The following is a 12,867-nucleotide window of genomic DNA, read 5'->3' as shown; positions in this document are numbered from 1 at the left end:
CGATGTCATTCAGAGGTTACCACCGACTGAATCGTCAGCTTGTAGTGGTAACGCAGATTGTTCAGGATCACTTTCCCTCCCCAGCGCCGCTGGTCGGGATAGTCGATCACGGCAATCGTTTCGCCGTGGAGCAGGAGGGTACGTTGAGCCTGGGCTTCGCGCAACTCCCAGCCCTCAGGAAGTGCCTGGCGAATCGCCTCGGTCGGCCAGAGCGTCAGTTGTACGTCCTGCAGCACATCTTCACCTTGTACCTGGCTGGGAAGCAAGGCATGACGCCAGACCTGCAAGCGTTGGCCATCATAGTGAAGCGACATGACGCGCTGGCCGAAGGCCAGACCGACCAGATCGACATGCCCGGCATCGATTTCCAGGGCGGTGTCGAGTTGGTCGACGCGGCTGCCGCGCTCGACCGTCAGATGTTGCTGCAGGCTGATGCTTTGTCCCAGTGCCGCCGGCGACAGTCGCAGGGACAGGCGCGCCGGGGCACGGCCATCGGGCACCATGGGCGCGGCGCAGGCGGCAAGCAGGAAGGCGACGGTCATGGCGGCAAGCAGCAGGGCGGGTTTCATACGGAGTCCTTGACCGGCTGGGCGCGCAAGGTGCCCAGACCGGGATGGGTGAACAGGGGGGCCAGCAGCCACACCAGCAGCATCCCGCAGAGCATGGTGAGGCCAAAGGCGTGCAGTGGCGGACTTTTGCTCAACGCCAGCAGGCCGAAGGAGAGCAGTGCGCTGGCGGCAGACAGGCCGACGGTCAGCCAGGCATGTGCACGCTGGTTTGGGGAAGATTCGAGCAGGAAGATGCCATAGTCCACGCCCAGTCCCAGCACCAGCAGTCCAGCCAGCACGTGGAATAGTTGCAGCGGCTGACCCAGCCAGCCGAACAGGCCCAGGGTCAGCAGCGAGGCCAGCAGCGGCGGCGCCAGCGCGCGCCAGGCGCGGCGGCGGTAGCGCAGCGTCAGCAGGGCGAAGATGGCCGCGTAGGCGCAGAGCAGCGCCCAAGCCATCATGATCCGGTATTGACGCAGCACCGACGAGATCTCGCCAACCTTGTCCACCCATTGCACACCCGGCAGTCCTTCGGCGACGGCGGCCAATTGGTCGAGCTGGCGATAGTCGGCCAGCCCGCGCAGGGCAACGATGCTGGCGAATTGACCATCCACTTGTCCCAGCCACAGATGGCGCGAGGCGGCTGCGGCCGGGGTGGCGAGGAATTGCGCTGGCGTGATCGGCTGGGTCTTCTCCAGCATGCGCTGGCGCAGCGCTTGCGCCCACTGCGCACTCTCCCCGATGGCGCGGGCAGTCAGGGTGATGGCATCGGGCGCATCGCCTCGGGTATCCAGCAGACTGCGATGCAGCAGGGACAAATTCTCCTGCTGGCGGCGCTGCGAGGGAACCCAGTTGGAGAGCGCCTGTACGCCGCTGATGAGCTTGCGTTGCAGCAGCGGTTGCAGCTTCTCGCGCAGCGCCTCTTCCTGCTGCAAGACGGCCTCGGCCGACGCGCCGCGCACCAGGTAGAACTGTACCGGCGCGGCCATGTCCAGTAACTGGCTGATGCGGATCTGATCCTGCAGCAAGGCAGGTGGACTTTTCTGCAGGGCACGGATGTCGTCACTGCTGTGCAGACGGGCGACCCCGACGATGGCCAGTCCGATCAGCGCTACCACCCCGGGCAGGACCAGGTGCCAGGCGAAGCCGCCCAGCAGATCAGGCCAGCGCGCGATGCTCTGGCCGAAGCGCAGCGCTTGCGGGGTCGCGCGCAGCGTGTGCGGACCGATCAGTTGAGGGAACCAGCAGATCACCGTCAGCCAGGCAAACACCAGTCCCAGTGCGGAGAACACGGCCATTTGCTGCAAACCGGGGAAGGGCGTCAGGGCCATGCCGAGATAGCCGATCAGGGCTGCCAGCAACATCAACGCAAGCCCCGGCAACAGGCGTCGCAACAGGGCCTGCGAATCCTGCGATGCCGGTGCTGCGAGGCGGGCACAGAGGAAGTAGATACCATAGTCCTGAGCGATGCCGATCAGGCTGGCTCCAAATACCAGGGTCAGCAAATGAATCTTGCCGAACAGCAGCATGCTCACCGACAGCGCACCCAGGCAACCGACGGCAATGGACAGGGCGATGTAGAGAATCGGCTTGAAGGAGCGAAAGGTCAGCCACATCAACAGCAGGATGCCCAGCAGCGAGCCGGCGCCGATGGTGGCGCTCTCACTGCCGGCCTGGGCACTGGCGGCGGCGGCATGCAGGATCACCCCGCCGCTGACGACCTCGCTGGCCTGGTTGTGGGCGGCTCGCTGCGCCTGTGTCAGCAACGGCATGACCTGCTCCTGTGCCTGCATCGACAATGCCGGGGCCTTCAACTCCAGTAGCAGCAGGACATAGTTGATGCCGTCACGTTCTACGAAGAGCTGGCCATCACGCGGACGCACCGGCGTTTCCTTGGCGCGTTCCTGGACCCACTGGCTGAAGAGTCCGAAGGGATCATCCTGCCAGGCGCCCAGACGCGGTCCGCCGAAGGCACCGTAAAGACCCGCCAGGGCGCGCTGGCTCCATTGCTGTGCATTCCCGACGGCCAGCTCGGCGCGCTGGGTATCGCTGAGCAGCACGGTGCGGCTAGCCTCCAGGCTGTCCAGCCACTGGCTTTGCCATTGCGCAGAGTCACCGCTGACTGGCACGATCAGTTCAGCATGCCCGCGCAGGACGTCAAGATAGGCCTGTGCACCGGCGCGGGCCCGGCTCCAGTCTCGGTCGCCGACCAGTACCACCAGCTTTTGCTGGGCCGCGTCGACCATGTGAGAAAAGGCTTGCTGGCGCACCACATCCTTGCCGTTGGCGCCGGGCAGCAGCGCGAGGATGTCGGTATCGGGACTGGCGCGCTGGCCCAGCCACAGCCAGGCGTTGTGTCCGGCCACCAGCAGCACCGCCAGCAGCCATGCCAGCGCCAACAGGCGCTGCAGGCAACGGCCGGGCTTAGTCAAACAGGGCTCCTTCTTCGGCCGTCATGGCGCCTTCGCCGGTCTTGATGGCCGAAAAGCTGATCTCGGTACGGTCGCCGCTGGCTTCCTGCATGCTGACCTTGTCCACATAGCTGGCACCGGCCAGGCTGATGTCGCCGATGGCCTTGGCCAGGGCCGGCTGGCGTGCCTTGAGCGCGACCTGCCAGTGGCCGTCGCGCAGGCTGCCATCGAGTTCAAAGAGCGTGTCGAGCTGGCTCAAATCCCCTGCCAGCAGCGAGAAGAGGACGCTATTGATCATCTTTACCACCGGTTCCTGTTGCGCATCGAGTTTCATGGCGATGCGGCCATCCTGAATCTGCACGATGGCGTCGCGAGTGATGCGCAGGGTACCGGGGAACGGTTGCAGCGTCTGCCACAGGATGCCCCGGCCCTTGAGCACGCAGAAGCGCCCATGCGATTGCAGTGGCTTCTTGATGCCGGTCAGTTGCTTGCTTTGGTCGAAGCGACCACACATCACGGTCGGTTTGGCCAGCCTGGACTGGATCTGTTGTACCGGCGCAGCGGCCTGGGCGATAGGCAGGATGGCCAGCAAGGCCAAGCAGCAGAGAAGGGAGCGTGCGTTCATGGGGTGGGAGGCGTCAGTCCGAGCTTGTGCCACAACACCGGGGGCGAAACGAAGCACATCTCGTGGTTGTTCATCTGCACCGCCACCTGAACGGTGGAGGCACGGGTCAGGCGCGCGCCGCTGACGGCGTCGCTGATGAGGTAGTCGATGCGCAGGCGGTTTTCCCACTCGACGATGGCTGCGCTGACGCGAATGCGCTGGCCGAAGCGCGCCGGTGCGGCATAGCGCAGGTGCAGGTCGATCACCGGCCAGCCATAGCCGGACTCCTTCATGGCGGGGTAGTTGTAGCCGATGCCGTCTAGCAGGGCGCAGCGCGCGGCTTCCATGTATTCGACATAACGACCATGCCAGACGATTTCCATGGGGTCGAGGTCATAGAACTGGATCTGCAACTCAACCTCCCCGCGCCAGGGCGAATTGGCCAGGGTGATCTTGCCCGCAGGCAGGAGGGGGTCAGTCATACAGACTCCATGCCTGGGCGCGCAGACGCTGCAGCAGCCGGCGCAGGTCGGGTTCGAGCATGCGGTCTTCATCAACCACCGCGATGTCTTCGGCCAACGCGGCCTGCATGGCGGCCAGTCGGCCCGCCGGCAAGTCCTGCAGCGGCGTATCGCCGGGTTGCTGGCGCTGGCTGCGCAGCCACACGCCCTGGCGCACCGTGATCAGCAAGGCGGCCGCGACCTGTTCGGTCAGTTCCAGCACGCGCAGGCAATCGCGAGCGGCAATGGTGCCCATGCTCACCTTGTCCTGGTTGTGGCATTCGGTGGAGCGCGAGAACACCGAGGCCGGCATGGTCAGCTTGAGGGCTTCGGCAGTCCAGGCCGAAGTGCTGATCTGCAGGGCCTTCAGGCCATGGTTGATGGGCGCGCGTTCGCCCTGGGCGCCGGACAGGTTGGCCGGCAGGCCGTTGTTGTAGCGCTGGTCCACCATCAGGGCCATCTGGCGATCGAGCAGGTCGGCGATGTTGGCCACGGCGGTCTTCATGCTGTCCATGGCGAAGGCGATGTGCCCTCCATAGAAATGGCCGCCATGCAGCACGCGCTCGCCATCCGGATCGATCAGCGGGTTGTCGTTGGCGCTGTTGAGTTCGTTCTCGATGAACTGGCGTAGCGACGGCAGGGCATCGTTGAGTACGCCGATCACGTGCGGCGCACAGCGCACCGAATAGCGATCCTGCAGACGCTTTTCGTTGCGGTGCGCCTGGCCGCACGGCAGGTCGCGCTGCAGCCAGGCCGCCACCTGCTGCTGGCCCGGATGCGGTTTGGCCGAGAACAGGGTGGCATCGAAATGGTGGGCATTGCCATCCAGCGTGAAGCTGCTCATGGCCGTGATGCGGGTAGCCAGCTGGCACAGGTAGCGCGCACGGTCGAAGGCCAGGCAGGCCAACGCGGTCATGACGGCGGTACCGTTCATGATGGCCAGCCCTTCCTTGGGACGCAGGCGCAGCGGCGTCAGGCCGGCTGCGGCCAGTGCCTCGGCGGCCGGCACTGTGGCGCCATCGCGCCAGACCTGGCGCTCGCCGCACAGTACGGCGGCGAGGTAGGACAGGGGCGTGAGATCGCCACTGGCACCCACCGAGCCCTCGCAGGGAATCTGCGGCAACAGATCGTGTTGCAGCAGCGCCGCGATCTGTTCCAGCAAGGCCACGCTCACGCCCGAGAAGCCCTGGCACAGGGAATTGAGCCGGGCCGCCAGGATGGCGCGCGCCTGCTCCGGCGTGAACAGCGCTCCCAGGCCGCAGCCGTGGTAGGTGTAGAGGTGATGCGGCAGTTCCGGCACCAGTTGCGGCGGCACGGTCACCGTGCAGGAATCGCCATAGCCGGTGGTGACGCCATAGATGGTGCCATCCTCGCGCAGCAGTCGGTCGAGGAAATCGGCACCGCGCGCAATACGTGCACGGAAGCTCTCGGCGTCGTGCAGTTGCACCGTGCGCTCGCGCCGCGCCAGCGCCACCACATCCTCGATGGTGAGGGGCTGGGCGCCGAAGCAGACAGGGGCGCTCTTGGCGGAAGAGGAAACGTCAGTGTGAGGCATGCTGTTCGTCCAGGGCGCAATCGGCCCAGAAATCATAGAAATTGAACCACTGGTAAGGCGCCTGAAGGCAGTGCGCTTCCAGGCGTGCGGCATATGCTGCCGCCAGTTCGTCCAGCACCGCTGCACGCTGCTTGCGTGGCAGGACGATGCGATCACGGAAGGCTTCAAAGCTGACCTCCGCGCCTTCGGCGCTGCGGCGCGAGAACATCAGGAACACCGGACATTGCAGCAGCGCCGCCATGACGTAGGGGCCGATCGGAAAGGGAGCACTGCGGCCCAGGAAAGGCGCGCGCGCCACCCGTGGCTGCGGCGAGACCGGCACCCGGTCACCGGCGATGACCACGAACTCGCCCTGTGCCACCTTCTCGGCCAGCATCATGGCAGTAGCTGGAGACATGTCGGTGACCTGCATCAGGTTCAACTGACTGGCCGGATCCAGCTGGGCCAGCATCTGGTTGAAGGCCTGGGCGTGGCGCGTATGCACCAGTACCGTCAGCTTGAGGGCGGGATGCTGGCGGCCGATCACGCGGCACAGATCGAGGTTGCCGAGGTGGGTGCAGATGATGAGTCCGCCACGCCCGGCGGCGATGGCCTCGGAAATAGGCGCGCTACCGTGCAAATGAACGTTTTTGATGGGGAACAGGCCACCCCACAGCAACATCTTGTCCAGCAGGCTTTCGCCGAATGCGGCGAAGTGAAGGAAAATGCCAAAAACCCCGGAGCGCAGCGGCAGCCCGGGACGGTAGCGCCGTACCTGCGCCAGAAAATCGCGCGAGGCCTGGCGGGCAGATCCATTGGCAGCGATGTACCAACACAGCACCGGATAGAGCATCAGCCGGAAGGGCAGCCGGCCCAGCAGGCGATAGACCGCGAACAGCAAACGCATGCCGGCCACGAAGCTGACTTCGTTGATCTGCGCCCAATGGCGCGTACGGGGTGGATGGCTCATGCGCTGCGCCCGCCCAGGCGCCGCCAGCTGCCGCGCGCCAGCAGCAGCGGCGCGCGCAGCAGCATGCCGAAGAACAGGCGGGCGTGCATGCGCGAGATCAGTACGTTGTCCAGCCAGACCTGGAAGTGCGACACACCGTCGGCTGGATAGCGCACCCGCGTGGCCAGGTTGTTTACGCGCAGGCCGCGCCAGTAGAGGCGGACCAGGATTTCGGTATCGAAATCCATGCGCCGCCCGATAGGAGCGCTATCCATCAACTGCAGCGTCGGCGCCAGTGGATAGACCCTGAAGCCACACATCGAATCGGCAATCTCCAGCGACAGCGTATTGATCCACACCCAGATGTGCGTCAGGTAGCGGGCATAGAGCCGGCCCTTGGGCACGCTGTCGTCATAGATCGGTTTGCCGTTGATGACGGCGGCCGGAGCCGCCTGTGATGCGGCCAGGAAACGCGGGATGTCGGCGCTGTCGTGCTGGCCGTCGGCATCGATCTGCAAGGCGTGGGTGTAGCCAGCCGACGCGGCATGGCGCAGGCCGGTCATGACGGCGCCGCCCTTGCCCTGGTTGCGGGTGTGGACCAGCAGCGTGACCTGTTGCGGATCGGTGGCGGCCAGTTGTCGCAGCACGGCGGCACAGACGTGGCTGCTGCCATCGTCGACCAGGATGCAAGGCAGCCCGTGACCGCGTACGGCAGCGACTACCGCGCCGATGGCGTGCTCGTGGTCGTAGACCGGGATCACCACCACGGTACTGTGCAAGGTGGATGCGGTCATGCCGCCCCCAGCAGGAAGCGGCCGCTGGCGTGCTGGCCTGCGTCCGAATGCAGACGGAAGGACAACTGCGACTTGGCGGTATCGAATTGCAGGTCCAGCAGCACGCGCATGCCTGGTGTGATGACGCGCTGGAACTTCAAGGTCTGCAGGCCCAGGAAGCGTGGCGGCAGGTTGAAGTAGCGCCGGCCCAGCGTGAGCGACCAGTCGGTCTGCACCACGCCGGGCAGGATGGGTGCGCCGGGGAAGTGGCCGCGGAAGTAGAGCAGGTCGGCGGGGATGTCCAGCGCCAGTTGCACTTGCCCTGTGCTGCGCTGCAGTTCGGTTACGTTCGGCAATGTGGGCGCACTGCTCTCCAGCAGCGCGGTCAGTGCCGAGAGCGTAACCTTGCCTTGCGAGTTCACCGGCAGTGCCTCCAGGTAACGCCACAAGCGCGGCAGGGCGATGGCTTCGATGGCGCCGGCCAATGCCGTCTTGAGCGCGGCGTTAAGGGCCAGTTTGCCTTGTGCGACCAGCAGGGCTTGACCTTGCGCAGTGGGCACCACGAAGGCAGCGATGAACTGGCGTGCGCGGCGGCCTTGATGAACGATCACGCGCACTTCCTCGACCAGCGGACTGGCGGCCAGCAGTTGTTCGATGCGCGTCAGCGAGATGCGTTTTTCTTCCAGCTTGACGATGCGGTCGCTGCGCCCGCGCAGTTCAAAGGCAGCGGGGATGTCTTCCATCAGCACGGCACGGTCGGCCATGCTGAACCAGCCGCTGTCGGGCAGGTGCGGCGAGCGCACTTCCAGTTCGCCTTCGGCGCCGAGGCGCACGGACACGCCGGGCATGGCCTGCCAGTGCTCGCGGCGCTGCAGGAGATCGCTGTCGGGCTGGCGCCAGGCGATGCCACCGGTTTCGGAGCTGCCATAGATTTCCAGCGGACGCTGCCCCAGCAGCCGCGCGGCATCGCATGCCGCTTCGGCCGGCAGCGGACCGCCGGAAGAGAAGATCGCGCGCAGTTGGCGCGCATCCGGTTGCGTGGCCTGCTCGGGCAGGCGTTTCAGATGGGCCGGGCTGGACAATAGCAGCCACGGGCGGTTACCAGCCATGCGCTGCAGATCCTCGGGGAAGAACGCGCTGCCTGCATGCACCGGACGTCCCGCACACAGCGCCCACAAGACCTTGAACAGCAAACCATAAATATGCTGGTGCGATACCGTGGCGACCACTTCGGCCTGACCCACTGTGGCACCGAAGAGCGCCTCCAGCGTGGCCACTTCATTGGCCATCTGGCCCAGTTGCTTGGGGATGGCCTGGGCTTGGCCGGTGCTGCCGGAGGTGTAGACCACCAGGCCGGCGAAGTCCGCGCGCAAGGCGGGCCAAGGAGAGGAAGGATCGTCGAAGGAGGCATCAGGAGCGGGCTGCAAGGCCGGCCAATGGACACCGAAGTCGCCGAGGAAACCATCGACCTCGCCGCGCAACTGGCCGCAGGTGTCGGGCAGGGCATCGCTGGGCAGGTAGGCTGTCTTGCCGGCCAGCCAGGTACCCAACAGGGCGGCAGCGAAATGTAGCGTGTCTTGATGGAAGAGGGCGAAACGCTGGCCCGGCGTGGTCTGCAGCAACTGCTTCCAGCGCAGCAACTCGGCGCGCCAGGTGGCATACGTGACCGCCACGCCGTCGCGCCAGCCGATCACGCGTTCGCCGTCAAATGCCTGGAACGGTAGTTGCAGCAGGTCCAGCCTTGTGGTGGCGGGCATGTCGACTGTCTCACGCATGATGCTGGCGCCGGACGTAAAGGCGCACCAGGTATTCGCCGGCAAACAGCGCGCCCATGGCGACGTAGGAAATGACCCCGGTGTACATCGACCACACCGCTGGCGAGGCCCACAGTGCGGTGCCCAGGGCGATGCTGCCATTGACCGCGAAGAACAGGCACCACACCTGGGTAACCCGGCGTGTATAGGCGATCACGAACAGCGGCAGGTCGGGTGAACTCAGGCGTGCCATGCGTTCGATGACGGTAGGCGGTTTGTAGAGGCTGTAGCCGAACAGGGCCAGCATGCCGCCGCTGATGGCTACCGGATAGAGCTTCAGCGGCAGCAGCGCATTCCAGGCCAGGGCCGGCGCGGCCAGGGCCAGCGCGGCCACGCCCATCCAGCGCAGCGGGCGGCTGCTGCGGCTGGTGAACAGGCGCACCGCGGCGATGAGCACCAGCAGCAGGGCCAGCATGCGTGGTTCCAGCTTGCCGTGGGCGTACCAGATCAGCAGGGGATACAGCAGGATCAACAGCGGGCCGGCCAGGGCGGTCAGCCGGGACATCGCGGGAGGTTTCATGCGCTTACGCGTGCGCTTGTTCGCGCATCAGCGTGGCCAGAATATCCACGACATCCTGCACCGTGCGCACGCTGCGGAAGACGTCGGGCTGGATGCGCTTGCCCGTGGTCTGGTTGAGTTTGACCACGATGTCGACGGCATCGATGCTGTCGATGTCGAGATCGGTGTAGAGGTTGGACTGGGGCGTGATGGCGGCTTTGTCGAGCTCGAACATCTCGTGCAGCATATCGACGATCCACACGGTGATTTCGTCCTTGGTCATGTCAGGTGTCAGAGTGGTCATGATGTGCTTCTCTTGCAAGTGGCTTGGCAACGTCGTTGTGGTGATGTACAGCCTGGGGAGGCGCTCAGGCCGTGGCCTGATGGCTGGCCACCAGCGCAGCCAGCGCCTGTACCGAGGCGAAGTGCTTGCGGGTCTCTTCGGAATTGGCAGAAAGCTTGATGCCATAGCGTTTCTGCAGGCTCATGCCCAGTTCAAGTGCGTCGATGGAATCCAGGCCCAGGCCATCGCCGAACAGGGGCGCGGCGCTGTCGATATCCTCGGGGGCGAGGTCTTCCAGGTCGAGGGCCTCGATGATGAGTTGCTTGATGTCTTGTTCCAGGTCGTGCATGGCCTAGTTCTCTTTCATGAAGTACTGTTGCAGGTAAGTCGTCAGTTGGCGCGCGGCCAGTGTCGGATGGTCGGCGCCGTGCAGCTGCTCGTTGCCGATGATGTGATGCGGTTGAAGGTCCTCGCCGATGTGCAGGCGAAAATGCGCGCGCGTGGCCGGCACCTGCCACCATTTCTCTCCCTTGCCGAGGGTACCGGGCGTACAGCGGATGCGCACCGGCGTGATCGTGCAGCCGCCGCGCACGGCGACGTTGGCCGCACCGCGCTTGAGGCTGATCTGGCCGTCGCCGGGCGTGCGGGTACCCTCGGGGAAGATGATGAGATTGCCGCCGCTGCGGATGGAGCGGATGCAATCATCGATCAGATCCGGCCCCTGGGCATTGCTGATGTAGCCGGCCGCTTGCACCGGTCCACGGGTAAAGGGATTGCGCCACAGTGCACCCTTGACGATGCAGTCGGCATGGCGCACGAAGGCCATCAGCAGCACCGTATCGATGAGCGTCGGATGGTTGGCCAGGATCAGCAGGCCGTTGCGGTTCAGACGTTCCAGTCCGGTGATTTCATAGCGGATCACGCCGCACAGGCGCATCACTTCGACGAAGGCGCGAAACGCCAGGCGGATGAGGTGGCGCGACCACAGCACGCGTTGCTGCGGATCCCGGACCAGATATTGCAAAACGGGGAAGATCACCAGTCGCAGCAGCAGCCCGCCCAGTCCGAAGAGAGCAAAACACATCCCCGTGGCCAAGATGCGCCAGCCACGGTCGATCAGCGGCAGGACCCGTTCAAGCATGTCGCATCCAGTGCCAGTGACGGCCGTCGGCCTGCCGCTGCAGAGTGGACGCTGCAGCGTCCAGGAAAAAGCGCAATACCGCAGCGGGCCCGGCGGTGCCTTGCGCGCAGGGCATGGTGTGGCTGGCCGCTTGCACCTGCTGCCATTGCAGGGACAGTGTGGGTAATGCAGCGTTTTCGTCGGCCGCCTGCATCAGCCAGGACCAGCCGCAGGGCTCTTCGTGTTCATCGGCGAAGTCGGTAAAGAGCGCCGGCAGTGGTGCGTCGGCCACCACCAGCAGCACCTGACGCATGCCGTCGGCCAGCAGGCCGCAGGCTTCGATGACGGCATGTTCGACCGTGCTCTGGCCGGCCGCAATGGCCACCGTATTGGCCTGGCTGCCACGGGCGATGGAAAACAGGCCGGCGTTGGCGTTGTGCACCGAGAGGCTGAAGGCGGTGGGCGACATGGGGGCGGCAGCGGCCAAGGCCATTTGGAGCTCAACAGAACGGGCGCATTCGCCATGGCGCGAAGCAAACACCACCGGGATGTCAAGGCCAGCACTGTCCGTGGTGCTATCGCTGGCGTCGCCGACTTGGCGGGCGCCAGTGCCAAGGGAGGCAGCATTGAAGGCCCCGTAGGCGGCTTCCAGCGCCAGCTTGCCCACCGGGCTGGTGCGTCGGCGCAGCATGGGCGGCATGGCCTTGACTGCTGGTTCCCCCGAACCTGCAGCCTGGCGATCATGCCTGATCCATCGTTGCCAGTCAGCTTGGGATTCGAGACCCGGAACCCACTGCGCATGCGATGCAACTGAAAAACTGACATCCCCTGAATACATATCGTCAAAAGCCCCAGGCTTCTACTTGGCGGTGTTATCTACCGGATCCCCCTTCTTCCGAAGCAGGCCGGTACGCTGCCTGCATCGGTGGATACGCCGTTTTCTTGTTTATTTACAGCACTTATCCGGTGTCTTTAAACGTTACAATTTGTAAGACCGGGTAATGGTACGACAAAACCCTCTTGAATTAACACGAAATTTTCAAGGAGAAACACGGAGAGCTACAGCCAGGGGGCTTATCCGCCGGGTTGGTGTTGTCGATTCGGTACGTTGTCTATCGTCTTGAAGTGAAGGGATGTACGTTTTCAGCGCCAATTTTTTAACTATTTCGGTGGCCCGGCTCGAAACGCCGTGGCGCGATTCTGGAACTTGTTTAGGGTTGGAGGGAGAGAGTCAATTCTGCGAGCAAATCAACAGCAGGAGAGAAAAATGGCCTGGAGAAAGTCAGAACGGTTTTTTTCTGGCAACCCAGCCCAACCACCAAGTCGCGGGAATCCGCGTGAACCCTCGCAGACCCGCCAGGGGCAACAAAAATGCCCGACTGCATACACAGTCGGGCATTGGTATTGGTGGAGCCGGCGGGAATTGAACCCGCGTCCAGAAGCACTCTACAGACAGTTCTACATGCGTAGTGCAGTCAATTGGTTTTGATCCTGGCGACGCGGACGCACACGCTTCGACAGGACGAGTTACCTTGGATTTAATGACGTATGAAGTAACCCCATACGCCACGATTCCCTGTAAATGACTCTACCGCTGTTGCCAGCACACCCCAGGGAAGAAGTGCTGTAGAGCTAGAAGTTTCTTAGGTTTCTAGGTGCGATTTACGCTGCGAGAGCGTAAGATTCGTCGTTTGCATTTAAGCAGTTCCGGATGGATTAACGAGGTAACCAGTCCTCGGCATGCCCTGTTCCGCTTTGCAACCCCTGTCGAAACCAAGTCGGCCCCGTGGTGTTGAAGCTTCGCAAATCCCGCTGGGCGCGTGAACTTGCGT

13 protein-coding genes and 1 other RNA gene are annotated in these 12,867 nt (G+C 64.2%); all 14 read right to left on the bottom strand.

Going from position 1 to position 12,867, the window contains the following annotated elements:
• Positions 1-5 precede the first annotated feature (5 nt).
• The 14 genes from GWL_RS14860 to ssrA all read right to left on the bottom strand — a co-directional run bounded on the left by GWL_RS14860 (position 6) and on the right by ssrA (position 12,821).
• Complete coding sequence (locus GWL_RS14860; RefSeq protein WP_008331596.1) at positions 6-569, bottom strand: DUF3261 domain-containing protein; 564 nt, start codon at positions 567-569, stop codon at positions 6-8.
• Positions 566-2,980 (bottom strand): MMPL family transporter, encoded by a 2,415-nt coding sequence (locus GWL_RS14855; protein WP_008331595.1) that lies wholly within the window; start codon positions 2,978-2,980, stop codon positions 566-568. The genes GWL_RS14860 and GWL_RS14855 overlap by 4 nt, the downstream gene beginning before the upstream one ends.
• Positions 2,973-3,584, bottom strand: a complete 612-nt coding sequence (locus GWL_RS14850; RefSeq protein ID WP_034350922.1) for an outer membrane lipoprotein carrier protein LolA — start codon at positions 3,582-3,584, stop codon at positions 2,973-2,975. Before GWL_RS14850 ends, GWL_RS14855 begins: the two co-directional genes overlap by 8 nt.
• A complete protein-coding gene (locus GWL_RS14845) occupies positions 3,581-4,045 on the bottom strand; it encodes a thioesterase family protein (protein ID WP_008331592.1) in 465 nt (154 codons plus the stop codon). The genes GWL_RS14850 and GWL_RS14845 overlap by 4 nt, the downstream gene beginning before the upstream one ends.
• A complete protein-coding gene (gene hutH / locus GWL_RS14840; RefSeq protein WP_008331590.1) occupies positions 4,038-5,618 on the bottom strand; it encodes a histidine ammonia-lyase in 1,581 nt (526 codons plus the stop codon). The genes GWL_RS14845 and hutH overlap by 8 nt, the downstream gene beginning before the upstream one ends.
• Positions 5,605-6,567: an acyltransferase gene (locus GWL_RS14835; RefSeq protein WP_008331587.1), complete on the bottom strand. Its 963-nt coding sequence runs from the start codon at positions 6,565-6,567 to the stop codon at positions 5,605-5,607. Before GWL_RS14835 ends, hutH begins: the two co-directional genes overlap by 14 nt.
• Positions 6,564-7,340, bottom strand: coding sequence for a glycosyltransferase family 2 protein (locus GWL_RS14830; protein ID WP_008331585.1), 777 nt, complete (start codon positions 7,338-7,340; stop codon positions 6,564-6,566). Before GWL_RS14830 ends, GWL_RS14835 begins: the two co-directional genes overlap by 4 nt.
• Complete coding sequence (locus GWL_RS14825) at positions 7,337-9,076, bottom strand: AMP-binding protein (protein ID WP_008331583.1); 1,740 nt, start codon at positions 9,074-9,076, stop codon at positions 7,337-7,339. The genes GWL_RS14830 and GWL_RS14825 overlap by 4 nt, the downstream gene beginning before the upstream one ends.
• Positions 9,077-9,086: 10 nt before the next feature.
• Positions 9,087-9,653, bottom strand: a complete 567-nt coding sequence (locus GWL_RS14820; protein WP_034350918.1) for a membrane protein — start codon at positions 9,651-9,653, stop codon at positions 9,087-9,089.
• A gap of 4 nt (positions 9,654-9,657) precedes the next feature.
• Positions 9,658-9,936, bottom strand: coding sequence for an acyl carrier protein (locus GWL_RS14815; protein WP_008331579.1), 279 nt, complete (start codon positions 9,934-9,936; stop codon positions 9,658-9,660).
• A 64-nt stretch (positions 9,937-10,000) separates the two neighbouring features.
• Positions 10,001-10,264, bottom strand: a complete 264-nt coding sequence (locus GWL_RS14810; protein WP_008331573.1) for a phosphopantetheine-binding protein — start codon at positions 10,262-10,264, stop codon at positions 10,001-10,003.
• 3 nt (positions 10,265-10,267) lie between these two features.
• Positions 10,268-11,056, bottom strand: coding sequence for a 1-acyl-sn-glycerol-3-phosphate acyltransferase (locus GWL_RS14805; RefSeq protein WP_008331566.1), 789 nt, complete (start codon positions 11,054-11,056; stop codon positions 10,268-10,270).
• Positions 11,049-11,873: a beta-ketoacyl synthase chain length factor gene (locus GWL_RS14800; RefSeq protein WP_081486080.1), complete on the bottom strand. Its 825-nt coding sequence runs from the start codon at positions 11,871-11,873 to the stop codon at positions 11,049-11,051. Before GWL_RS14800 ends, GWL_RS14805 begins: the two co-directional genes overlap by 8 nt.
• Before the next feature lie 567 nt (positions 11,874-12,440).
• Positions 12,441-12,821: a transfer-messenger RNA gene (ssrA, locus tag GWL_RS23065) on the bottom strand.
• Between the last annotated feature and the right edge of the window lie 46 nt (positions 12,822-12,867).

The organism is Herbaspirillum sp. GW103 (assembly GCF_000261365.1).
Lineage (GTDB): Bacteria > Pseudomonadota > Gammaproteobacteria > Burkholderiales > Burkholderiaceae_D > Herbaspirillum.
This window is presented reverse-complemented; position numbering and strand designations above follow the sequence as displayed.

Bases quoted from the DNA above. Each gene is read 5' to 3' on its own strand.
- GWL_RS14860 (WP_008331596.1), bottom strand. From the start codon at position 569: ATGAAACCCGCCCTGCTGCTTGCCGCCATGACCGTCGCCTTCCTGCTT.
- GWL_RS14850 (WP_034350922.1), bottom strand. From the start codon at position 3,584: ATGAACGCACGCTCCCTTCTCTGCTGCTTGGCCTTGCTGGCCATCCTG.
- GWL_RS14845 (WP_008331592.1), bottom strand. From the start codon at position 4,045: ATGACTGACCCCCTCCTGCCTGCGGGCAAGATCACCCTGGCCAATTCG.
- hutH (WP_008331590.1), bottom strand. From the start codon at position 5,618: ATGCCTCACACTGACGTTTCCTCTTCCGCCAAGAGCGCCCCTGTCTGC.
- GWL_RS14835 (WP_008331587.1), bottom strand. From the start codon at position 6,567: ATGAGCCATCCACCCCGTACGCGCCATTGGGCGCAGATCAACGAAGTC.
- GWL_RS14830 (WP_008331585.1), bottom strand. From the start codon at position 7,340: ATGACCGCATCCACCTTGCACAGTACCGTGGTGGTGATCCCGGTCTAC.
- GWL_RS14825 (WP_008331583.1), bottom strand. From the start codon at position 9,076: ATGCCCGCCACCACAAGGCTGGACCTGCTGCAACTACCGTTCCAGGCA.
- GWL_RS14820 (WP_034350918.1), bottom strand. From the start codon at position 9,653: ATGAAACCTCCCGCGATGTCCCGGCTGACCGCCCTGGCCGGCCCGCTG.
- GWL_RS14815 (WP_008331579.1), bottom strand. From the start codon at position 9,936: ATGACCACTCTGACACCTGACATGACCAAGGACGAAATCACCGTGTGG.
- GWL_RS14810 (WP_008331573.1), bottom strand. From the start codon at position 10,264: ATGCACGACCTGGAACAAGACATCAAGCAACTCATCATCGAGGCCCTC.
- GWL_RS14805 (WP_008331566.1), bottom strand. From the start codon at position 11,056: ATGCTTGAACGGGTCCTGCCGCTGATCGACCGTGGCTGGCGCATCTTG.
- GWL_RS14800 (WP_081486080.1), bottom strand. From the start codon at position 11,873: ATGTATTCAGGGGATGTCAGTTTTTCAGTTGCATCGCATGCGCAGTGG.